Origin of the sequence: Halorubrum sp. Boch-26, assembly GCF_029889805.1 — an archaeon.
Lineage (GTDB): Archaea > Halobacteriota > Halobacteria > Halobacteriales > Haloferacaceae > Halorubrum.
In genome coordinates, this window is record NZ_JARANT010000027.1 from 1 (window position 1) to 19,529 (window position 19,529).

Sequence of the window (19,529 nt, forward strand, 5' to 3'; positions counted from 1 at the left end):
TGGCTCCCTGTCTGGGTGATGCCGACGGAGCCGGCGAGGGGAACCGAGACTTACGTGGTGTGCGGCTGCATGTAGTGGGCGACGAGGCGGTCGGGGTCGCGCTCGCGGGCGAGCGCGACCGCCCGCTCGGTGACCGCCCGCGCCGGCACGGTACCCGAGTCGTCGTCCCACGCGTACTTCCACACCTCGTCGAGCGCCGCGAACGCGTCGGCGTCGAGGTAGCGGTCGGTCCACGTGTTGCCCGTCGCCATGACCGTCCGGGCCGTTTCGGGACGATCGACGAACGTGTTCTGTAACCACTCCGAGGAGGAGCTCCCGACCGACCGGACCGTCTCGACGCGGTCGAGGAAGTCGAAGTCGGGCGCGACCGAGCGCAGCAGGTCGGCCCGACAGGCGTCGAGGACGACCAAGACGTCCCACTCGCGGTCGAAGGCGTTCGTCCCGTAGTCGAGCCGGCGGCCGACCGCTTGCAGCACGCGCAGGTAGGCGGTCCCGAGGCGGCTCATTCCCGGCTCCGTCACGACCGTGAGTTAGCGCGGGGCGACTAAACCGCTCCGGCGGAGGCGGGGGGGTCGTCCCCGCGTTCCGGCGACGATCCGCCGACTCCGCCGGGACACCTATACGTCTCCCCGCCTCGGTACGACCGTGAACTGTCTGTTCGTCGGCGCGGGGGCGATCGCGCCGGAGTACGCCGCCGGGCTGTCCGGGAGTTCGCTGTCGCTCGCCGGCGTCGCCGACCTCGACGGGGACCGCGCCGCGGCGCTGGCCGCGGCCCACGACTGCCCGTCGTTCACCGACCTGGAGACGGCGCTCGCCGCGGTCGACGCGCCGCTCGTCGTGAACCTGACGAGCCACGCCGCCCACGCGCCCGTGACGCGGACCGCGCTGGAGGCCGACCGCCACGTCTACTCGCAGAAGCCGCTCGCGCTCGACGCCGACGAGGCGAGGGCGCTCGTCGCGCTCGCCCGCGACCGCGGTCTCGCGCTCGGCTGTGCGCCGGGCACGCCGCGGGCGCCCTCCCAGCGCCGCGGGGGCCGGCTCCTCGCCGACGGCCGGCTCGGTCCGGTGGGGCTGGGGTACGCCCACGCCCACGTCGGTCGCGTGACCGACTGGCACGATCGTCCCGACTCCTTCCTCGAGATCGGGGCGCTGTACGACGGCGCCGTGTACCCGCTCGCGCTGCTGGTTTCGTGGTTCGGTCCGGTAGAGCGCGTCCGCGTCGCCGACGCCCTCGATGTCTGGCCCGAGCGCGAGGAGCGCCGGCCCTCGACTCCCAGTCACGTCGAGGCGACGCTGGCGTTCGCGGCGGGCCCGACGGTCAGGCTGACCGCGAGCTTCTACGCGCCCCACCGGAGCCGGGAGTTCTACGGGCTGGAGCTCCACGGCGACGACGGCTCGCTGTACCTGAAGGGGACCGGCGCGATGGGGGCCGCCCGCGACGGCGTCCGGTTCGGCCGCGTCGGACGGGAGTACGTGACCGCGCCGCCGGCTGGGCCGACGAAGCCCTACGAGTACGTCGACGCCGTCGAGCGCCTCGCCGCGACGGTCGAGGCGGGTACACCCTCACGGGCCGGGGGGCGTCAGGGCGCCCACGTCGTCGCCGTCTGCAACGCGATCGAGGCGGCGGCCGAAGAGGGCGGCCCGGTCGCCGTCGACGACTGCGGGGCGACCGCCGACCCGCCGCCGGCGCCGGTCGTCAGGCCGGCGGAGTCGGTCGAGAGCGAGGGGCGCCCCGGCCCGCGCGCGATCCGGCTCCCCGCGGTCGGCTTCGGCTGCTCGCGCTACCGCGACGGGGAGTACGTCGAGCGCGCCGACTCGATCGCGACCGCGCTCGACGCCGGCTACCGCCTCCTCGACTCCGCCGAGCTGTACGGCAACGAACACCGGATCGGCGAACTGCTCGCCGCGCCGGGCGCGCCGGACCGCGACCGGGTGTTCCTCCTCGGGAAGGCGTGGCGCACCAATCACCGCCGCGAGCGCCTGCTTTCCGCCTGCGCGGGCAGCCGCGAGGAGCTCGGGATCGACGCGTTCGACTGCTACGCGCTCCACTGGCCCTCGGCGCTCGAACACCGAGGAGAGCTGACCCGGCTCGCCGAGGAGTCGGTCGAACGGCAGGAGTCCCTCACCTTTCCCGAGGGCGCGCACGGCGAGCCCGCGACGGCCGACGTGTCGCTCGCGACGGCGTGGGAGAACCTGGAGGCCGTCCGCGAGAAGGGGTGGGCTCGGACGCTCGGGATCTGTAACGTCTCGCGGGCGCAGCTGGAGACGGTGCTGGAGACGGGGACGGTCGACCCGGCGCTCGTACAGGTAGAGCGACACCCGTACCGGCCCCGGAACGGGCTCGTCGAGTTCTGTCACGAGCGCGGGATTCGAGTCGTCGCGCACTCGCCGCTGTCGGCGCCCGGCCTCCTCGAAGAGCCCGCCCTCGGCGAGATCGCCGCCGACCGCGAGCTCTCTCCCGCCGAGGTTGTCGTCGCGTGGAACGCCTCTCGGGGAGTCGTCCCCATCCCGTCCAGCACGGTCGAATCGCACGTCGTCGCGAACCTGGCCGCCGGGAGCGTGCGGCTGACGGACGACGAACTCGCGCGCATCGACGCCCTGAAGGACCCTACCTTCGAGCGGTAGGGAGTCACGAAAGAGACGAACCCGCCGATTCGGGCGGTATTCCTATGTGAGTGAAGCCCGTGTATGCGGTATGGCAACGAAGGGAACACAGCAGCCCGCGGTCGACGTCGGCTCGCTGAACGGCCTCCACTGGGTGGGCATCGTCGCGGCCCTGGTCTCCGCCGCCGTCCACCTCCTCCTCGGCGTCAGGATGCTCCCCTCGCCGATGGGCGTCAGCTTCGTTCTCGCGGGGCTCGGCTTCGTCGGCGGCGTCGGTCTCCTCGCGATTGACTACCGCCGGCGGACGGTGTACGTCGTGGGGATCGCTTTCACCCTCGTCCAGATCGTCTTGTGGTACGTCGTTAACTTCGCGGGCGGGGCGAAGTCGTTCCCGGCGGACGTCGGGACGCTCGGCGCCGTCGACAAGGTCGCGCAGGTCGCGTTGATCGCCGTCCTCGTCGCCCTCCTGCGCCGGTAACCGTGTCGACCCGGGAGCGCCGACCGCGACGCGAGCGTTTCGTCTCGATGTTCGGGGCGGACGTAAACGCGATCGTCCGAGGCGTACACGCGCCTCGGGCCCCCGTAAACGCCGCTTTTGCGGATGCCGCGACGAGGGGTGACCGGTAGATGGCCGAGACCAGCCGGCGACGGTCCGTCCGCGTCGGAGCCGGCGTCGGGCTGCCGCTCCTCGCCGGGGTCGCGCTCGCCGCCCTCCTGTTGCGGCTGTTCCCCGCGGACGCGACGGGACGGTGGGGGCTGTCTCCCGCCGTCGTCGCCGGCGTCTGCTGGGCCGGACAGCTCTGGTACGTCGGCCACGGGCTCGACCCGGGCCGGCCGACCGACGGGTTCTGGGGGCGGCTGCTCGGGCTCGCGAACGCGGTCACGCTCGTTCGGGGAGCGCTGTACGCCGTCGTCGCCGGGTTCGTCGTCGCGCCGCCGGAGACGGCGCTCGTCTGGGTGCCGGCGCTGTGTTACGGGACCGGCGTCGCCCTCGACAATTTCGACGGCACCGTCGCTCGGACGGTGGGGCGGGAGACGGATATCGGCCGCCGGCTCGACATGGCGTTCGACACCTTCGGATTCGTCGCCGCGCCGCTGGTGGCGGTGCTGTGGGAGCTGCTTCCGGTCTGGTACCTCTCGATCTCCGCCGCCCGCTACGCCTTCCGCGGGGCCGTGTGGCTGCGGCGGGTTCGGGGGCTCCCCGTCGGCGACCTCCCCGACAGCGACCTCGGAAAGTACCTCGCGGGCGTCCAGATGGTCTTCGTGACGGTCGCGCTCGTCCCTCCGGTCCCGACGGGGCTCGTGTGGACCCTCGCGCCCGTCGTCCTCGCGCCGTCGCTGGCGGTGTTTACGCGGGACTACCTCGTCGTCAGCGGACGGCCGCCAGATCACCGGTGACCGCGGCGGGTACTCACGAGTACTCCAAGATCACCTGAACCGCCGCGTCTGGTTCCGCGTCGAGGAGCTCGTACGCTTCCGAGGCGCGCTCGAAGGGGATCCGGTGGGTGATCAGATCGTCGGCGGGGATCCAGTCGAGCCGGTCGAGCGCCGCGTCCATGCGCCGGTCGCGGTCCCACCGGCCTCGGAGTTCGGGGCTGATCGTCGACACCTGACTGGAGACGATGTCGATGCGGTCGCGGTGGAACCGGCCGCCGAGGTCGATCGGCTCGCGCTTGGTGCCGTACCACGAGCCGACGACGATCCGCGCGTCGTAGCCGACGACGTCGATGGCGTCGTCGAGCGCGCTCGGCTGGCCGGACAGCTCGATCGCGAGGTCGGCGTCGTCGACGGCGGGGTCGGGGTTGGCAGGGTCCGCGTTGGCGGCGCCGTCGACGGCGGGGTCGGCGTCGCCGAGGGCGGCCGGCATCGTCGTCCGATCGGCGCCGAGATCCGCAGCGAGGGCCCGTCGCCGTTCGATCGGGTCGACCACGACGAGCGACTCCAGCGGGAACGCGGCCAGGAGCCGGGTGACGCAGAGCCCAATCACTCCGGCGCCGAACACCACGACTCGCTCTCCGAGTCGCGGCGCGGCGTCGAGGACGAGGTTCGTCGCGGTCTCGACGGAGGGGAGCAGCGACCCGGCGGCCGGCGTCGTCCCCGGCGGGAGCGCGACCACCGAGTCGGGCGTCGCGCGGAAGCGCGTCTGGTGCGGGACGAAACCGAACACCGACCGACCGACCCACTCCGGGTCGACGTCGTCGCCGACCTCGCGGACGACGCCGCTCGCGGCGTAGCCGTAGCGGAGCGGGTACGAGAGGTCGCCGTCGAGCGCGTCGAGCGTCTCGTCGGCCGGGAAGTCGACCGGCGTCTGGTCGCGGTACACGAGCAGCTCCGTCCCGGCGCTTATCGCCGACGCGCGAGTCTCGACGAGCAGTTCGTCGGCGTCTGGCGGGCCGACCGCCGTCTCCCGCACCTCGACGGTCTCGGAGTCCGTAAAGTAGAGCGCGGCGTCGGTCATCGGGTCGCGCGCCCGGTCCGGTCCCGGGCGACGCCCGAGCGACGCCGCGGGCCTCGGCTCGGCTGGTGGCGTGACACGTAGCGTGCCACGGGCCGTGCGATGTTAAGTCCTCGCGCCGTCCGGCGTGGCGGCGCCAGGTCGGCGGCAAAACAGAAGCGAAGAGCCGGCGGTCAGTCGTCGCGGGACGCCTAGCGGATAACGTCGAGACCGTTGTTCTTCTCTGTCGGCTCGGCGCCGCCGTCGGACTCCCAGCCCCGGTCGGCGCCGCCGGAGGCCGTCGCGCCGGCGGTCCCGTTCGTCTCCGCGGCGCGGGAGCGCGAGTCGCCGAGGTCCTCGCCGTCGACCGCGGCGCGAGACTTGTCGGCCTGCTTCTGGGTCGAGGGGCCGAGCACCTGCGCGCTCTGGACGCCCGTCATGATCGCCATGACGCGGACCTTCCCCTTGTACTCGTCCTGGATGCGGGCGCCCCAGATCACGTTGGCGCTCGCCTCCAGCCGCTCGGTGATGTTGTTCGCGATCCCCTCGGCCTCCTTCAGCGTGAGGTCCGGACCGCCCGTGATGTGGACGAGCCCGCCGGAGGCCCCGCGGTAGTCGACGTCCAACAGCGGGTGGTTCATCGCGTCGTTGACCACCTCTTGGGTCTTGTTCTTGTCCTGGGTCTCGCCGACCAGCATGACGGCCACGCCGCCCTGGTTCATGATCGTGGACATGTCGGCGTAGTCCAGGTTGATGAGGCTCGGCTGGGTGATCGTCTCGGAGATCCCTTTCACCGTCTCCGCGATGATCTGGTCCATCACGGAGAACGCCTTCCCGATCGGCAGGTTCGGCACGTAGTCGAGCAGCCGGTTGTTGTCGAGGACGATGATCGAGTCGGCCTCGTTGCGGAGGGTCTCGAGCCCCTCCTCGGCTTTCACCGTGCGGGCGCGCTCGACGTTGAACGGCGTCGAGACCATCCCGACGACGATGGCGCCCTGCTCTTTGGCGATCTTCGAGACGACCGGCGCCGCGCCGGTGCCGGTGCCGCCGCCCATCCCGGCGGTGACGAAGACGAGGTCCGCGTCGCCGAGCACCTCCTTGATCGTGCCCTGGGCCATCTCGGTCGCGCGCTCGCCCATCTTGGGGTCGCCGCCGGCGCCGAGCCCCTGCGTGAGCGACTTGCCCACGAGGATCTTGGTGTCGGCCTCGACCATCTTGAGGTGCTGTTTGTCCGTGTTGATGGCGACGGTGTCGGCGCCGTCGACGCCGATGTTGTACAGCCGGTTGATCGTGTTGTTGCCGGCGCCGCCGGCGCCGACGATGACGATTCGGGGGTCCCCGAACTCGTCGTCGTCCATCTCGACGGAGTCCATGTCGCGCTGCTCCGCCTCCGCGTTGTCGAGGGCGTCCTGAACGAGATCTTGCATCAGTTTACACCTTCGCCCAGTTGCGGTTGCGGCCGCGCTCGTCGCGCTCGCCGTCCTGTTCGTTCAACATGTCGCGGACGGCCGACCGGATCGCCTCGCTCCGGTTCGGGAACTCGCCCGTCTCGACCATCTGTTCGACCTCGTCGATCTGCTGTTTCGGGATTCGTAGTGTCACACGCTCCATTGGTATTCCCCCGGTAAGACGGCGAGCACGCGACGCGTGTGTCTTACAGCGATGGGTCGCCCGTCGGCGGGGTCATCCCCGCCGCGGACGGCCGCTGTAAGACGACCGTCTTACGCAGTTCAACTCACCGAGGCTATTAATATAAAACTACCGGCGTTTGTAAGACAACAGCCGGAGCGACCGAATTCAGGCGTTTGTAGCCCAGAGACACACTATCTCTCGTTCAACACGTCTGCGGCGGGAGTCCGACGACCGCAGCCGGGACAGAACGCCCAGTCGGTCCGGAGCTCGTCGCCGCATTCGCAGAACGCCCTGTGCGACTGCTTTTCGCCGCAGTTCGGGCAGTATACGTGGTCAGCGGGGACGTTCTCTCCGCAGCCGCCGCAGACGTTCTCGCCCGTACCCCCGTTCGGCGGCGTCTTACGCGGTTCCGTCTCGGCGTCCGTCGTCGTCTCACGTGTCACACGCGCGTCGTCCGTATCGGTGCCAGGAGCGTCGAGAGTGACGTTCACGTTGATCTCGCCCGGGTTTCCGCGCGCATACGCCGCGTCGGACGGACCGGTGCGCCCGCCGAGGCGATCGTCTAACGCGACGTCGAGCCGCTCGGCGATGAGGTCGTCGACGCGGTCGGCCAGCGCGGCGTCGACCGTGTCGTCGGTCGAACTCGCCTCGCCGGCGGTCGCCACCGCCTCAGCCTCGTCGAGGTGGGTGCGGAGGGCCTGCCGCATCACCTCGCTCTTGGAGGCGTCACACGCTTCCAGCCGCTCGACGAGGTCGTCGTCGGCCCGGAAGGTGATCTTACTCATACGAACGCCATATCGACCGCACTACAAGTATCTTCCCCCCGATATCGGCCGATGGCGGGATGACGTTTCAGCCCCTCGAAACGAGGGCGTCTGACCGCCGCGATCGGGGAAGATCATGGTACGTGGTCACACATGTGTCTGACGCAGATTTATACGGCCCGCGTGGGCATACGTGTGTATATGAGTAACCGCGTCGAGGACCTCGAACGACAGGTCGCGGAGCTGCAGGCGGCGGTCAACGGGCTCACGGAGGAGCTGGTCGAAATGAAAGAGCGCGTCCGACAGGTGGAAGACGCCCAAGAGGTGTCCGTGGCGGCGGACGCCGCGGGCGAGGGGCAGGCGGCCGCCGAAGCGGCCGAGGAGCAGGCCACAGCGACCGAGTCCTCCGGCGGCGAGACGCGGACCCACTCCGACGATCACGTCGAGGTCGTCGAGCGGACGGGCGACGAGGGGACTGCCGACGGGAAGGCAGGCGCCGACGCCGAGGGCGACGACGATATGGTCGTCCCCGAGCAGGCGGCGACGACTCCCGATGCCGAGGCCGGGAAGTCGGAGGCAGAGGGCGACGAGGAGGAGTCGGACAGCGACATCATCGTCGCGTAATCCGCCTCCGGATCCCCGCGTCACATGCACATTACGGAAGTCGTTCTGGACGGGTTCAAGAGCTTCGGGCGGACGACGAGGATCCCCTTTTACGACGATTTTACGGTGGTTACGGGCCCGAACGGCTCCGGGAAATCGAACATCATCGACGGGGTCCTCTTCGCGCTCGGGCTGGCCCGCACCCGCGGGATCCGAGCGAAGAAGCTCACCGACCTGATCTACAACCCCGGCCACGACGACGGCGAGGGCTCCGGCGGACCGAACGAGGCCTCGGTGACGGTCGTGCTCTCGAACGAGGACGGCACCCTCGACCGGTCGCAGGTCGTCTCCGCCGCCGGCACCGAGAACGTCGGTGACATCTCCGAGATCACGATCAAGCGCCGCGTGAAGGAGACCGAGGACAACTACTACTCGTACTACTACCTCAACGGGCGCTCGGTGAACCTCTCGGACGTGCAGGACCTGCTCGCGGCCGCCGGCGTGACCCCGGAGGGGTACAACGTCGTGATGCAGGGCGACGTCACCGAGATCATCAACATGACCCCCTACCAGCGGCGGGGGATCGTCGACGAGATCGCGGGCGTCGCCGAGTTCGACGAGAAGAAGGAGGCCGCCTACGAGGAGCTGGACACGGTCGAAGACAGGATCGGCGAGGCGGACCTCCGGATCGGCGAGAAACAGGACCGGCTCGACCGGCTGTCCGACGAGCGCGAGACCGCCCTCCGGTACCAGGAGTTCCGCGACGATCTGGAGGAGTACCGCGGCTTCCTCAAGGCCTCCGAGCTGGAGGAGAAGCGCGAGGCGCTCGACGGCGTCGAAGACGACATCGACGGCGCGGAAGCCGAGCTCGCGGAGCTCCGCGCGGAGCTCGACGCGAGACAGGGCAAACTCACCCGGCTGGAGGAGGATCTGGCCGACCTCAACCACGAGATCGAGACGAAAGGCGAGGACGAGCAGATCCGGATCCGCTCGGAGATCGAGGGGGTCAAAGGCGAGATCTCGCGGCTCGAAGACAAGATCGAGGCGGCCGAGGAGCGCGCCGCGGAGGCGGAGACGGAGCGCCGGGACGCCTTCGTCCAGATCGACCGGAAAGAGGAGACGATCGAGGAGCTCGACGAGGAGATCCGCGAGGCGAAAGTCGAAAAGGCCTCGGTCAAGTCCGAGATAGCAACGAAGCGCTCCGAGCTCGCCGACGTCGAGGCCGAGATCGAGGGCGCCGACACCGAGTTCGACGAGCTGAAAGCCGAGCTCGCCGACAAGAAGGAGGCGATCGAATCGCTTCGCGAGGCGAAAAACGAGACGCAACGCGAGAAGGACCGCCTCCTCGACGAGGCGCGCCGGCGCTCGAACGCGGTGAGCGAGGCGCGGACCGACTTAGAGGAGGCACGTGAATCATTACCAGATCACAAGGCGCGGATCTCCGAACTCCGCAGCGAGCTCGACAAGGCCGAGAAGAACGAGGAGACGATCGAAGAGGTCGTCGCGGACCTCTTCTCGGAGAAGGCCGAGAAGAGCGAGGAGTTAGAGGCGATCGAGGAGGACCTCCGCGAGAAGCAGAACGAGTACGCCAAGCTGGAGGCGGCCGCCGACCAGCGCGGCGACACCTCGTGGCCCCGGGCGGTGACCGAGGTGAAGAACGGCGGCATCGACGGGGTCCACGGCGCGGTCGGCGAGCTGGGTTCGGTCGAGGCCGAGTACGCGGAGGCGTGCGAGACGGCCGCCGGCGGGCGGCTCGCGAACGTCGTCGTCGACGACGACGGCGTCGGCTCGACGTGCATCGACTACCTCAAGCGGCGGAACGCGGGCCGGGCGACCTTCCTCCCGATCACGGAGATGGACGACCGGAGCCTCCCGCGGAAGCCCTCGCTACCGGGCGTCGTCGACTTCGCGCGGAACCTCGTCGACTACGACGGCAGATACGCCTCGATCTTCTCGTACGTGCTCGGCTCGACGCTCGTCGTGGAGGACATGGCCACCGCCCGCGAGCTGATGGGCGACTACCGGATGGTCACCCTCGACGGCGACCTCGTCGAGAAGTCCGGCGCGATGACGGGCGGCTCCGGCGGCGGCTCGCGGTACGCGTTCACGAAGTCCGGCGGCGGGAAGCTCGAGCGGCTCGCGACGGAGATATCGGACTTGGAAGACGATCGGCAGTCGCTGCAGGCGGCGATCGACGACCTCGAGGACGACATCGACGACGCGCGCGACCGGAAGGCCGACGCCGCAGAGCGCGTCCGGTCGCTGGAGGGCGACGTGGCGCGCGCCGAGGACGACCTGGCGGACGCAGAGGAGCGAATCGACGAGTTAGAGGCCGAGCTCGAGGATCTGGAGGCCGAACGCGAGTCGGTCGACGAGGAGATGAGCGAGCTGGACGCGGAGCTCGACCGACTCGACGGCGAGATCGCGGAGCTAGAGGCCGATATCGAGGATATCGAGGCGGAGCTCGCCGACTCGAAGATCCCGGAGCTCTCCGAGCGCGCCGACGAGATCCGCGGCGAGATATCGGACTTAGACGACCGGATGAGCTCGCTCGACGGCCGACAGAACGAGCTGGAGTTAGAGAAGGGGTACGCCGAGGACGCGGTCGACGAGCTCCACGACGCCGTCGAGACGGCGCAAAACCGGAAGGCGGAGGCGGAAGAGGCCGCCGCCGAGCACGAGGCCGCGATCGAGGAGCGGGAAAGCGAGCTCGAAGCGAAGAAGGCGGCGATCGCCGACTTAGAGGAGGAGCTCACGGAGCTGAAGGCCGACCGCGAGGACCTCCGCGAGGAGATCAAGGCGGCGACCCGCGAGCGCGACGAGCAGCGCTCGCTCGTCGCCGAGGCCGAGTCCGACCTGGAGGACCTGACGGACCGCCGCGACCGGCTGGGGTGGGAGATCGACGAGCTGGAGTCGCAGGTCGGCGAGTACGACGCCGACGAGATCCCGGACCTCGGCGAGGTCGAGTCGCGGATCGAGGAGCTGGAGGCCGAGATGGCGGCGTTAGAGCCGGTCAATATGCTCGCGATCGACGAGTACGACGAGGTACAGGAGGCGCTCGACCAGCTCCAAGAGCGCCGGGACGTGCTCGTCGAGGAGCGCGACGCGATCGAGGAGCGCATCGAGGGGTACGAGGCGGCGAAAAGGGAGACGTTCATGGCGACGTTCGAGTCGATCAACGACCACTTCGAGGACATCTTCGCGCGCCTCTCGGCCGGCAGCGGCGAGCTCCTCTTAGAGAACCCCGAAGAGCCCTTCGAGGAGGGGCTGACGATGAAGGCGCAGCCCGCGGACAAGCCGGTCCAGCGGCTCGACGCGATGAGCGGCGGCGAGAAGTCGCTGACGGCGCTCTCCTTCATCTTCGCCATCCAGCGGCACAACCCGGCACCGTTCTACGCGCTCGACGAGATCGACGCGTTCCTCGACGCGGTCAACGCCGAGCGCGTCGGCGAGATGATCGAGGAGCTGTCCGCGGACGCGCAGTTCGTCGTCGTCGGCCACCGCTCGGCGCTGCTGGAGCGCTCCGACCGCGCCATCGGCGTCACGATGCAGGGCGACAACCTCTCCGCCGTCACCGGGATGCAGTTCGGCGACGAGGAGGTGACCGCGGATGACTGAGCCGCCGGACTCGGCGGGGGGACACGGCGGCCGGGGCGACGAGTCGGCGACCGACGGCGCCGACGGCGTCCCGAGCCTCGACCTGACGAGCGAGCGCGACGGCGGACGGGCGGGAGAGCCAGACCCGGAGCGCCCGGACAGCGACGACGATACCGGAGGCGAGAGAGCCGAGGAGGACGACGAGGTCGAGCCCGTCGAGCTCCTCGTCCAGCTCGCCGAGGAGGGCGAGATCGAGCCGTGGGACATCGACATCGTGCAGGTGACGGACGCGTTCTTGCAGAAGCTCGACGAGACGGACCTCCGGACGACGGGGCGGGCGCTGTTCTACGCCAGCGTCCTACTGCGGATGAAAAGCGACGGGATGCTGGCCGACGACGACGAGGACGAGGAGCCCGAGCCCGAGCCGTGGGAGGTCGCGATGGAGGGCGGCGCGCCGGACCCCGCCGACGGCGACTTCGACCCGATCGACGGGCTAGAGGCGGAGATGGACCGGCGGCTCGACCGGAAGAACACCCGCGGCTCGCCGGAGACGCTCGACGAACTGGTCCGGGAGCTCAGGGAGGCCGAGCGCGGCTCGTGGTGGAAAGAGTCCCGCAAGTACGACACCTCCGAGTCGCCGCACGGCTACGCCCGCGGCACGCAGACGCTCGACTACCACACGGGAGACGAGTTCCGGCGGGACGGGGAGCCGACCGCCGGCGAGGCGACCGATCGCACCCACGACGAGGACATCGAGGAGGTGATCGTGGAGATCGACAACGCCCTCCGGACCCACTTCGACCGCGGGCGCACGGAGGTGCTGTTCGGGGAGATCGAGAGCGCGGGCGGGCGCCCCTTCATGACGTACCTCGCGCTGCTGTTCATGGCCCACCGCGGCTCGGTGCGCCTCCAGCAGGACGACCTGTTCGGCGACCTGTGGGTGAAAGACCCCGCGGCGATGACCGGGGAGTCCGAGGCAATCGCGGATTAGTGCGTTTTCGAGAGCGCAGCCGGTTCTGGATTTCCGGGCGGTCATTTATAAACAAATGAAGCGGTGGCGCGTGCCTGCGAGCGCCCTTCGGGCGCGAGTCAGCGCGCGCGAGGGAGTCGCGAGCGAAGTGGGCGACAGAAGGGAGCCCCGAGCGAGCGACGAGGCTGGGGAGGCGTGAGGTGCGGGTGCGGTCCCGCGAGTGGAACGAGCGGGAGCATGGAAGTCGCAGCCCGCGCAGCGAACGCAGTGAGCGAGCAGGACCGTCTTCCAGTGGTGCGGGTGGGACTCAAAGGGGCAGCCGCGGGGACGGCACAGGCGACGGAAGCAGCGTGGCGCTACGCGCCGCGTGCAGCCGGCGGCTCCGCCGCCGGCGACACCGCTCGTCTATTATAAACGACCACTCTCAACGCGACAGATCCGCTCCCGCCGTCGATCACGAAGCAGTTTTCGGCGAACGGCCGTTCCGCCCGGTCCCGCGTCCGAAGACGATCGTCAATCGCTCGCGGGTTCCACGTCGCTCACCTCGAACCGGGCGCCGCCCAGTTCGGGGTCGTCCGTGACCTCCACGTCCCAACCGTGGGCGGTCGCCACCTGTTCGACGATCCGGAGCCCGAACCCCGTCCCCTCCTGCGAGGTCGAGTAGCCGGCGTCGAACACGTCGGTCCGCTTGTCGGCCGGAATTCCGGGTCCGTCGTCCGCGATGAAGAACCCGTCCCCGTCGCGTAGCGTGCCGACCGCGACGGCGACGCGGTCGCCGCCGTGTTCGACCGCGTTGCGCACGAGATTCTCGATCAGCTGCTGCAACCGGCTCTCGTCGGCGTGTAGCGTCAGGTCGGTCTCGACGGTGAGCGTCGCGTCCGCAGTGTCGACGTTCAGCCAGCAGGATTCGACGACGGCGGCGAGCGCGACCGGCTCCGTCTCGTTCACGCGCTCCCCCTCGCGAGCGAGGGTGAGCAGGTCACTGATCAGGCTGTCCATCCGGTTGTGCGCGCTGGCGGCGGCGCCGAGGTGCGGCGAGTCGCAGTCGTCTCGGGCGAGCTCCACTCGCCCCTGCGCCACGTTGAGCGGGTTGCGAAGGTCGTGAGAGACGACGCTGGCGAACTCCTCCAGCCGGTCGTTCTGTCGCTCCAGCTCCGCGCTTCGCCGGTGGAGGCGCTCGGTCCGGGCCTCGGACTGGAACGCCGTCTCCGCGGCGGTCGCGAGGATCTTCGCGAGGAACTCGTCGGTTCCGTCAAACACGTCCGGCTCGGTCTCGCCGATCGAGATCGTCCCGTACCCGCCGATCGGGAGGATAAGCAGGCTCCTGAGTCCCGACCCGTTGTCGACGGCGTCGACGGTCTCGACGTCGTCGTACACCCGGATCTCGCCCGCCTCGTACGCCGCCCAGTTGAGGCTCCCGCCGTCGGGCGCGAACACCTCGCGCTCGGGGAGCGTCGCCTTCACGCCCTCCGAAACGGCAACGGGAGCCAGCCCTCCGGCGTTTTCGTCGTAGAGCCGGACGGTGGTCACGGAGAAGCCGAGCACCTCCTCTGCGGCCTCGACGATGCGCTCGGCGACCTCCTCTCTGGAGCCCGCGCGGATCAGGCTTCGCGTGGCGTCGTGAAGCCGCTCCAGGCGAGTCTCGCGGTCAACGCGATTAAGCGCGGCCTCCAGGTGATTCGCCAGTATCTCGGCGATGAGGACGTCGGTCTCGGAGAACGCGTCGGCCGCCGATGCGGAGACGATAAACAGTCCGTGGTCTCCGATCGGGTGGAGCACCAAGCTCTCCGCCGGCGTCTCTTCGTCGAGCCGGTCCGAGGCAGATACCTCGTCGATGGCAACCGGCTCGTCGCCGCGGTACGCCTCCCACGCGAGGGCCGCCCGCGACCCCGAGGGCTCGTCCCGGTCGTACGAGGGCTGCTCGTCGAAGTAGGCGGGAACGGACTCGGCGAGCGCGACCGGTTCGAGCGCGTCTCCCGCCTCGTTCACCAGGTGGATTCCGCTCAGGCCCCCGCCGACGATCGCGGCCGCGGCGTCGACTGCCAGCTGCGTCGTCTCCTCCAAGGTCCGAGTGCAGTTGAGGTCTCGCGTCCACTCGCGGAGCCGAGCCAGCTTCTCCTCGCGCCGCTTTCGGTCGGAGACGTCCCGCGTGTTGATCACGTACCCGCTGATCCAGTCGTCATCGAGCCGGTCGCTGCCGACCGACTCCACCCACAGGTACCCGCCGTCTGCGCGTTCTATTCGGTACTCGACGGTCGGATTTGTCTCCTCGCCGGCGGCTAACGCGCGGAACGTCTCGAGGACGTGCTCACGGTCCTCGGGATGGACGCGCGCGAACGCTCCCTCGCCGATGAGATCTGCCGGCTCGACGCCGAGTATCGACTCGACGGCCGGGCTCACGTACTGGAAGATGCCGTCCGCGTCGAGCGCGGCGACGACGTCGGTGGAGCGCTCGACGAACGCGCGGTGTCGCTCGCGATCCGTCACGTCACGGATGATCCCGACGAACCGGCGCTCGCCGTCCTCCTCGAACTCGCCGAACGAGATCGACAGGGGGACCTCGTGACCGTTTCGGTGCCGGCCCGGGAACTCGACGGCCGACCAGTCCGTCTTCGGGTCGCCGCCGGAGACGTAGCGCTCGAGCGCCGCCGTGTGCTCCGCGGCCTTCCGGTCGGGCATCAGCTTCGTCAGCGACTCGCCCTCCAGCTCGTCGGGCGCGTAGCCGAACAGCCGCTCGACGGCCGGGTTCGCGAACCGGACCGTGTTGTCGGCATCGATGGTGACGATCGCGTCCATCGAGTTGTCGGTGATCGCGCGGAGGTGGGTCCGGGTCCGTTCGGCCTCGCGCTCGGCGCGGCGCTTCATGACGGCGTCGGTGACCCGGTTCGCGAGGATCTCATACTGCTCGGTACCGCCGCCCTTCTGGAGGTAGTCCGTCACCCCGGCTGAGATGGCCTCGCTGGCGACCGACTCGGATCCTTTCCCGGTGTACAGGATGAAGGGAATGTCGGGGTCCCGCTCCCGAACGCGCTCTAAGAACTCGATCCCGTTCGGCCCGGGCATGTCGTGGTCGGAGACGACGCAGTCGATCCCGTCCTCGTCGAGTCGCTCTCGTCCCGCCGTCGCGTTCGGGGCGGTCTCGACCGTGATCCGATCGTCCTCCTGCTCGAGAAACGCCCCCGTCACCTCCGCGAGGTCGGCGTCGTCGTCGACCAAGAGAACGCGGATCCGATCGGTCATCAATTCAAAATACAGGTGACGATCGTATAACCATTTGGTCGGACAGCGGAAACATCGACCGCCCCCTGACGGGCGGATACGCGGCCCTTACTCGCCGTCTACCGGCCGGAACGTGACCAGCGGCTCCCCGTCGGTCTCCCGTTCCTCCACGCCGGCCGCCACCGACAGCCCGACCTCGACCGCGTCGCCTTCAGGGTCGACGCCGCGCACGACCCCCGTCGCTCTGACCGGCCCGAGGTCGACGACCGCGGTGACGTAGGGGGCGTCGTCGGCGAACCGCGGCGAGGGGACGTGGACGACGCTGAACGTCTCGACGCGCCCGATCTCGTCGAGCGGCTCCCGCGAGAGCGCGTCCGACCCGCACTCCGGACAGCGTCGCCGCGGCGGGAGCGACCCGTGACCGTCGGGGCAGACGAGCGCGTACCCCTCGCCCGCCGCGAGCGCGTCGAGCCACTCGTCGTAGTCGGCGTCGGTGATCGGCGTCGGCGAGGGGGCGGTCTCGTCGCCGCCGCCGCCGTCACCGCCCGTGCCGCCGCCCTCGCCCGCGCCGCCGTCGCTCATTCCGCCACCTCCAGCACGTGGACGACCGCGCTGGCGACGGTGCCGCCCGCGTTGTGCGCGACGCCGACCTCGGCGTCGGCGACGTGCTCGCTGTTCGGGTGGTCGCCCCGCAACAGCCGCGTCAGTTCGGCGATCTGCGAGCCACCGGTCGCGCCGACCGGGTGCCCCTTCGCCTTCAGGCCGCCCGAGAGGTTCACCGGGAGGTCGCCGTCGGCGGTGGTGACCCCCTCGCGGGCGGCGCCGACCCCCTCGCCGACCTCGAAGAGTCCGAGCGACTCCAGTGCGAGCACCTCGGCGATGGTGAAACAGTCGTGGACCTCCGCGACGTCGACGTCGTCGGGCCCCACGCCGGCGGCCGCGTAGGCCGCCTCGGCGGCGTCGTCCGCGGCCGGCGTCCGGGCGAGGTACTCGCGGTCGCCGAGCGCCATCCGGTCGGTCCCCTGGCCGGTCCCCGTCACCGCGACGGGGGCGTCCACGTCGTGGTCGGCGGCGTACTCCGCGGAGACGATCACCAGCGCGCTCGCGCCGTCGGTGATCGGACAGGCGTCGTAGAGGTGGAGCGGCTCGGCGACCGGCGGGGCGTCCATCGCCTCCTCGACGGACACCTCGCGGCGGTACTGGGCGTACTCGTTCGGGAGCGCGTTCTCGTGGTTCTTCGAGGCGACGTGGGACAGATCCCGGCGGCTCCCGCCGTACGCCTCGAAGTAGGCGGCCGCCATCAGCGCGTACGCGCCGGGGAAGGTGACGCCGGACCGGACCTCGAACAGGTCGTCGGCGGCCATCGCGAGCCCCTCCGTCACCTCGGCGGTCGGCAGGTTCGTCATCCGCTCCATCCCGCCGGCGAGGACGACGTCGGCGTCGCCCGCGGCGACGGTCCTAACGGCCTCGCGGACCGCGACGCCCGCGGAGGCGCACGCCGACTCGTAGCGGGTCGCGGGGCAGCGCACGCCGGCCGCCTCGGCCATCAGCGGCGCCTGGTGGCCCTGGTGCTCGGCGAGCGCGCCCATGAAGTTCCCGTAGTTCAGCTCCTCGACGTCCTCCCGCGGGACGCCGGCGTCCTCGAACGCGCGCTCCGCGGCCGTCGCGAAGAGGTCCCGTCCCGCGCGGTCCGCGTGGCTCCCGAAGCGAGTGAGCCCGACTCCGGCGACGCGTACGTCGGTCATACGCGAACGATGATCGGGGTCCGGTTTATCGTTGCCGGAAATCGCGGTCGTCCCGTGGTGGGTCCGGTCGAACCGAACGCTAGCCGATGTACCGCAGATCGTCGTCCGGCACGGCCGGGCCGTCCTGCATCTCGCGTATCTTGCCGACGACCTCCTCCATCTCCTCGGCGCGGTCCTCTAAGCTCTCGTAGTCGACGGAGAAGTCGAGCACGTCCTCCAGCACCTCTAACACCGCGCGAGCGCTCTTGGGGTCGACGAGGTAGCCGCTCGTCTCGCCCATCAGGCAGGCGGCGTCGAAGCCGCGGCGCCCGCCGAGCCCGAGCACGAGTCCGGAGACGCCGACGATTCCGCCGGCCGGCTCGTCGGGCCGGAACTCGACGTCGGCGTCCTCCAAGCCGTCGACGAGGTCGGCGTCGGAGACCGCGCCGAGCACGGTGTACTCCTCGACGAGCTCGCCGGTCGGGACGCCGCCGAGCGCGTACGCCCGCGTCGCGCCGAACTCCTCGGCGACGTCGAGGAACGTCGTCGTGAGCGTGTAGTGACCCTTATTCGAGCCGGCTTGGTGGTCGCCGGTCAACACGAGCATGTCGGCGCCGTCGGTCTCGACGGCGTGGAACTCGGCGCAGGTCAGCTCCGCGACCCCGTCGCCGTCGACGCTCACCTGCGGCGGGAACTCGGTGGTGTACACGCGGCGGACCAGCTCCCCGTCGAACTCCTCTAACAGGTGTTCCGCCGCGAGCTTCCCCACGTGGCCGACGCCCGGAAGCCCCTCGATGAGCACCGGGTCGTCGAGCTCCGGCGTCGCTACCTCGTCGATCTCGATGTCGTCCATGTCGGATCCGTCGGGGCGGCGCTCACAAGAGGGTGGCTATTCCGGCGCTGTGAGCGCGATCGGAGAAGGTGCCGCGGACGGGGGCCGCTACCGCCGACTCACGGACGCTACTCCGACTCCCGACGACGACGCGCCCGCCGTCGGTACTCACCGTAGGGGTTCTCGGGGCTGAACGGCGCCGGCGCGCTGTTCGCTGTCGGCCCGTCGCACTCGGGACAGCAGTCGCCCAGCGTGTACACCGGACGGTCGTGGGCGTGTTCCCAGTTCGCGCAGACGCGGATGTCGGATTTCACAGGTGTAACAGGCGACGTGCGTCGAAACCGGCTACTCGTCTTCCTCGCGGCGCTCGCGGTGGAAGTCGCCCAAGCCGCCGCGGTCCTCGATCGCCTCGCGGGCGCGGGCCGCGGCGGCCTCCAGCTGGTCCTCGGCCGTCTTGTAGTCGGGCGCGCGGACCTTGATCCGGTACTCGGGCGAGCCGACGTAGCCGACCTCCAAGTCGACGCCGTCCGGGACTTCGCCGTTGCCCTCGGCGGCTTCGAGCGCCGCCTTCACGTCGTCGACGCCGTCGGGAGCCGTGGACTCGAGATCGACGTAGCCGGTCACGTCGACGTACGGCACCGAGACGTTGTCGCGGGCGGCCTCGACGACGGCGTCGAGGGCGTCGTCGTCGATGTCGACATCTTCGAGCGCCTCCTCGCCGCTTATCGCCGCGGCCTCGAAGGCGTCGTACAGCGAGTCGTACTCGACGAGGAGCGCGTTGGCGACCTCGGTGTAGCGGTCGTCGTCCACGTCCTCGCCGAGCGCGATGAGCATCCAGTTGTCGGCCTTCTGCGAGTTCTTCCAGGCCTGTATCTTGTCCTTCCGCTGGTGCTCGTTGACGTCTTTGATCGACAGGTCGATCTGGTTCGCGGACTCGTCGACCTCCAGCACCTTCGCGACGACCGTCTGTCCCTCGCGGACGTGGTCGCGGACGTTCTTGATCCAGCCGGAGGCGACCTCGCTGATGTGACAGAGGCCGCGCTTCTCCTCGTACTCGTCGAGGTCGACGAAGACGCCGAAATCGGCGATCTCGTCAACGTCGCCGACAACCAACTCGCCGGGTTCGGGCCAGCCGCTGTACTTCATACGG

16 protein-coding genes and 1 pseudogene are annotated in these 19,529 nt (G+C 69.9%); 6 read left to right on the forward strand and 11 right to left on the reverse strand.

Annotation, left to right across the window (positions count from 1 at the left end):
- Window positions 1-53: 53 nt before the first annotated feature.
- Window positions 54-506: pseudogene (locus OQF71_RS05820) on the reverse strand (hypothetical protein); the annotation flags it as partial.
- Window positions 507-645: 139 nt separating this feature from the next.
- On the opposite strand from OQF71_RS05820, the gene OQF71_RS05825 reads away from it, so the two are divergent.
- The 3 genes from OQF71_RS05825 to OQF71_RS05835 all read left to right on the forward strand — a co-directional run bounded on the left by OQF71_RS05825 (window position 646) and on the right by OQF71_RS05835 (window position 4,002).
- Window positions 646-2,625, forward strand: a complete 1,980-nt coding sequence (locus OQF71_RS05825; protein WP_280586425.1) for an aldo/keto reductase — start codon at window positions 646-648, stop codon at window positions 2,623-2,625.
- A gap of 70 nt (window positions 2,626-2,695) precedes the next feature.
- Window positions 2,696-3,082: a hypothetical protein gene (locus OQF71_RS05830; RefSeq protein WP_280586426.1), complete on the forward strand. Its 387-nt coding sequence runs from the start codon at window positions 2,696-2,698 to the stop codon at window positions 3,080-3,082.
- Window positions 3,083-3,231: 149 nt separating this feature from the next.
- On the forward strand, window positions 3,232-4,002 hold the full coding sequence (locus OQF71_RS05835) for a CDP-alcohol phosphatidyltransferase family protein (RefSeq protein ID WP_280586428.1): 771 nt from the start codon (window positions 3,232-3,234) through the stop codon (window positions 4,000-4,002).
- A gap of 13 nt (window positions 4,003-4,015) precedes the next feature.
- Here the strand turns inward: OQF71_RS05835 and OQF71_RS05840 are convergent, their stop codons facing one another.
- The 4 genes from OQF71_RS05840 to OQF71_RS05855 all read right to left on the reverse strand — a co-directional run bounded on the left by OQF71_RS05840 (window position 4,016) and on the right by OQF71_RS05855 (window position 7,455).
- Entirely contained in the window at window positions 4,016-5,062 is a 1,047-nt protein-coding gene (locus tag OQF71_RS05840) for a zinc-binding alcohol dehydrogenase (protein ID WP_280586429.1), read from the reverse strand.
- Between the two features lie 188 nt (window positions 5,063-5,250).
- A complete protein-coding gene (ftsZ, locus tag OQF71_RS05845) occupies window positions 5,251-6,465 on the reverse strand; it encodes a cell division protein FtsZ (RefSeq protein WP_280586430.1) in 1,215 nt (404 codons plus the stop codon).
- 4 nt (window positions 6,466-6,469) lie between these two features.
- Window positions 6,470-6,649: a ribbon-helix-helix domain-containing protein gene (locus OQF71_RS05850; protein ID WP_004595187.1), complete on the reverse strand. Its 180-nt coding sequence runs from the start codon at window positions 6,647-6,649 to the stop codon at window positions 6,470-6,472.
- A gap of 212 nt (window positions 6,650-6,861) precedes the next feature.
- On the reverse strand, window positions 6,862-7,455 hold the full coding sequence (locus OQF71_RS05855) for a zinc ribbon domain-containing protein (protein WP_280586439.1): 594 nt from the start codon (window positions 7,453-7,455) through the stop codon (window positions 6,862-6,864).
- Between the two features lie 180 nt (window positions 7,456-7,635).
- On the opposite strand from OQF71_RS05855, the gene OQF71_RS05860 reads away from it, so the two are divergent.
- From OQF71_RS05860 to OQF71_RS05870, 3 genes are read left to right on the forward strand one after another with little or no spacing between them, the layout of a single operon-like run.
- On the forward strand, window positions 7,636-8,058 hold the full coding sequence (locus tag OQF71_RS05860) for a bZIP transcription factor (protein ID WP_280586441.1): 423 nt from the start codon (window positions 7,636-7,638) through the stop codon (window positions 8,056-8,058).
- A 24-nt stretch (window positions 8,059-8,082) separates the two neighbouring features.
- Window positions 8,083-11,655, forward strand: a complete 3,573-nt coding sequence (smc, locus tag OQF71_RS05865; RefSeq protein WP_280586442.1) for a chromosome segregation protein SMC — start codon at window positions 8,083-8,085, stop codon at window positions 11,653-11,655.
- Window positions 11,648-12,625: a ScpA family protein gene (locus OQF71_RS05870; RefSeq protein WP_280586444.1), complete on the forward strand. Its 978-nt coding sequence runs from the start codon at window positions 11,648-11,650 to the stop codon at window positions 12,623-12,625. The genes smc and OQF71_RS05870 overlap by 8 nt, the downstream gene beginning before the upstream one ends.
- 492 nt (window positions 12,626-13,117) lie before the next feature.
- On the opposite strand, the gene OQF71_RS05875 is transcribed toward OQF71_RS05870, so the two are convergent.
- The 6 genes from OQF71_RS05875 to OQF71_RS05900 all read right to left on the reverse strand — a co-directional run bounded on the left by OQF71_RS05875 (window position 13,118) and on the right by OQF71_RS05900 (window position 19,525).
- Window positions 13,118-15,844 (reverse strand): PAS domain S-box protein, encoded by a 2,727-nt coding sequence (locus OQF71_RS05875; protein ID WP_280586445.1) that lies wholly within the window; start codon window positions 15,842-15,844, stop codon window positions 13,118-13,120.
- 87 nt (window positions 15,845-15,931) lie between these two features.
- The gene (locus OQF71_RS05880) at window positions 15,932-16,405 is read right to left on the reverse strand and encodes an OB-fold domain-containing protein (RefSeq protein ID WP_280586446.1); all 474 of its coding nucleotides are present in this window, start codon (window positions 16,403-16,405) and stop codon (window positions 15,932-15,934) included.
- Complete coding sequence (locus OQF71_RS05885) at window positions 16,402-17,568, reverse strand: thiolase domain-containing protein (RefSeq protein ID WP_280586447.1); 1,167 nt, start codon at window positions 17,566-17,568, stop codon at window positions 16,402-16,404. The genes OQF71_RS05880 and OQF71_RS05885 overlap by 4 nt, the downstream gene beginning before the upstream one ends.
- A gap of 79 nt (window positions 17,569-17,647) precedes the next feature.
- A complete protein-coding gene (locus OQF71_RS05890; RefSeq protein ID WP_280586449.1) occupies window positions 17,648-18,400 on the reverse strand; it encodes a proteasome assembly chaperone family protein in 753 nt (250 codons plus the stop codon).
- A 107-nt stretch (window positions 18,401-18,507) separates the two neighbouring features.
- Window positions 18,508-18,693 (reverse strand): RNA-protein complex protein Nop10, encoded by a 186-nt coding sequence (locus OQF71_RS05895; RefSeq protein ID WP_280586451.1) that lies wholly within the window; start codon window positions 18,691-18,693, stop codon window positions 18,508-18,510.
- Between the two features lie 31 nt (window positions 18,694-18,724).
- Window positions 18,725-19,525 carry a translation initiation factor IF-2 subunit alpha gene (locus tag OQF71_RS05900; RefSeq protein ID WP_280586452.1) on the reverse strand — a complete coding sequence of 267 codons (801 nt, stop codon included), beginning with the start codon at window positions 19,523-19,525 and terminating at the stop codon, window positions 18,725-18,727.
- Window positions 19,526-19,529: the final 4 nt, after the last annotated feature.

What these genes read in the sequence shown, in the direction of transcription:
- OQF71_RS05830 (WP_280586426.1), top strand. Translation starts at nt 2,696, where the DNA reads ATGGCAACGAAGGGAACACAGCAGCCCGCGGTCGACGTCGGCTCGCTG.
- OQF71_RS05835 (WP_280586428.1), top strand. Translation starts at nt 3,232, where the DNA reads ATGGCCGAGACCAGCCGGCGACGGTCCGTCCGCGTCGGAGCCGGCGTC.
- OQF71_RS05840 (WP_280586429.1), bottom strand. Translation starts at nt 5,062, where the DNA reads ATGACCGACGCCGCGCTCTACTTTACGGACTCCGAGACCGTCGAGGTG.
- ftsZ (WP_280586430.1), bottom strand. Translation starts at nt 6,465, where the DNA reads ATGCAAGATCTCGTTCAGGACGCCCTCGACAACGCGGAGGCGGAGCAG.
- OQF71_RS05850 (WP_004595187.1), bottom strand. Translation starts at nt 6,649, where the DNA reads ATGGAGCGTGTGACACTACGAATCCCGAAACAGCAGATCGACGAGGTC.
- OQF71_RS05855 (WP_280586439.1), bottom strand. Translation starts at nt 7,455, where the DNA reads ATGAGTAAGATCACCTTCCGGGCCGACGACGACCTCGTCGAGCGGCTG.
- OQF71_RS05860 (WP_280586441.1), top strand. Translation starts at nt 7,636, where the DNA reads ATGAGTAACCGCGTCGAGGACCTCGAACGACAGGTCGCGGAGCTGCAG.
- smc (WP_280586442.1), top strand. Translation starts at nt 8,083, where the DNA reads ATGCACATTACGGAAGTCGTTCTGGACGGGTTCAAGAGCTTCGGGCGG.
- OQF71_RS05870 (WP_280586444.1), top strand. Translation starts at nt 11,648, where the DNA reads ATGACTGAGCCGCCGGACTCGGCGGGGGGACACGGCGGCCGGGGCGAC.
- OQF71_RS05875 (WP_280586445.1), bottom strand. Translation starts at nt 15,844, where the DNA reads ATGACCGATCGGATCCGCGTTCTCTTGGTCGACGACGACGCCGACCTC.
- OQF71_RS05880 (WP_280586446.1), bottom strand. Translation starts at nt 16,405, where the DNA reads ATGAGCGACGGCGGCGCGGGCGAGGGCGGCGGCACGGGCGGTGACGGC.
- OQF71_RS05885 (WP_280586447.1), bottom strand. Translation starts at nt 17,568, where the DNA reads ATGACCGACGTACGCGTCGCCGGAGTCGGGCTCACTCGCTTCGGGAGC.
- OQF71_RS05890 (WP_280586449.1), bottom strand. Translation starts at nt 18,400, where the DNA reads ATGGACGACATCGAGATCGACGAGGTAGCGACGCCGGAGCTCGACGAC.
- OQF71_RS05900 (WP_280586452.1), bottom strand. Translation starts at nt 19,525, where the DNA reads ATGAAGTACAGCGGCTGGCCCGAACCCGGCGAGTTGGTTGTCGGCGAC.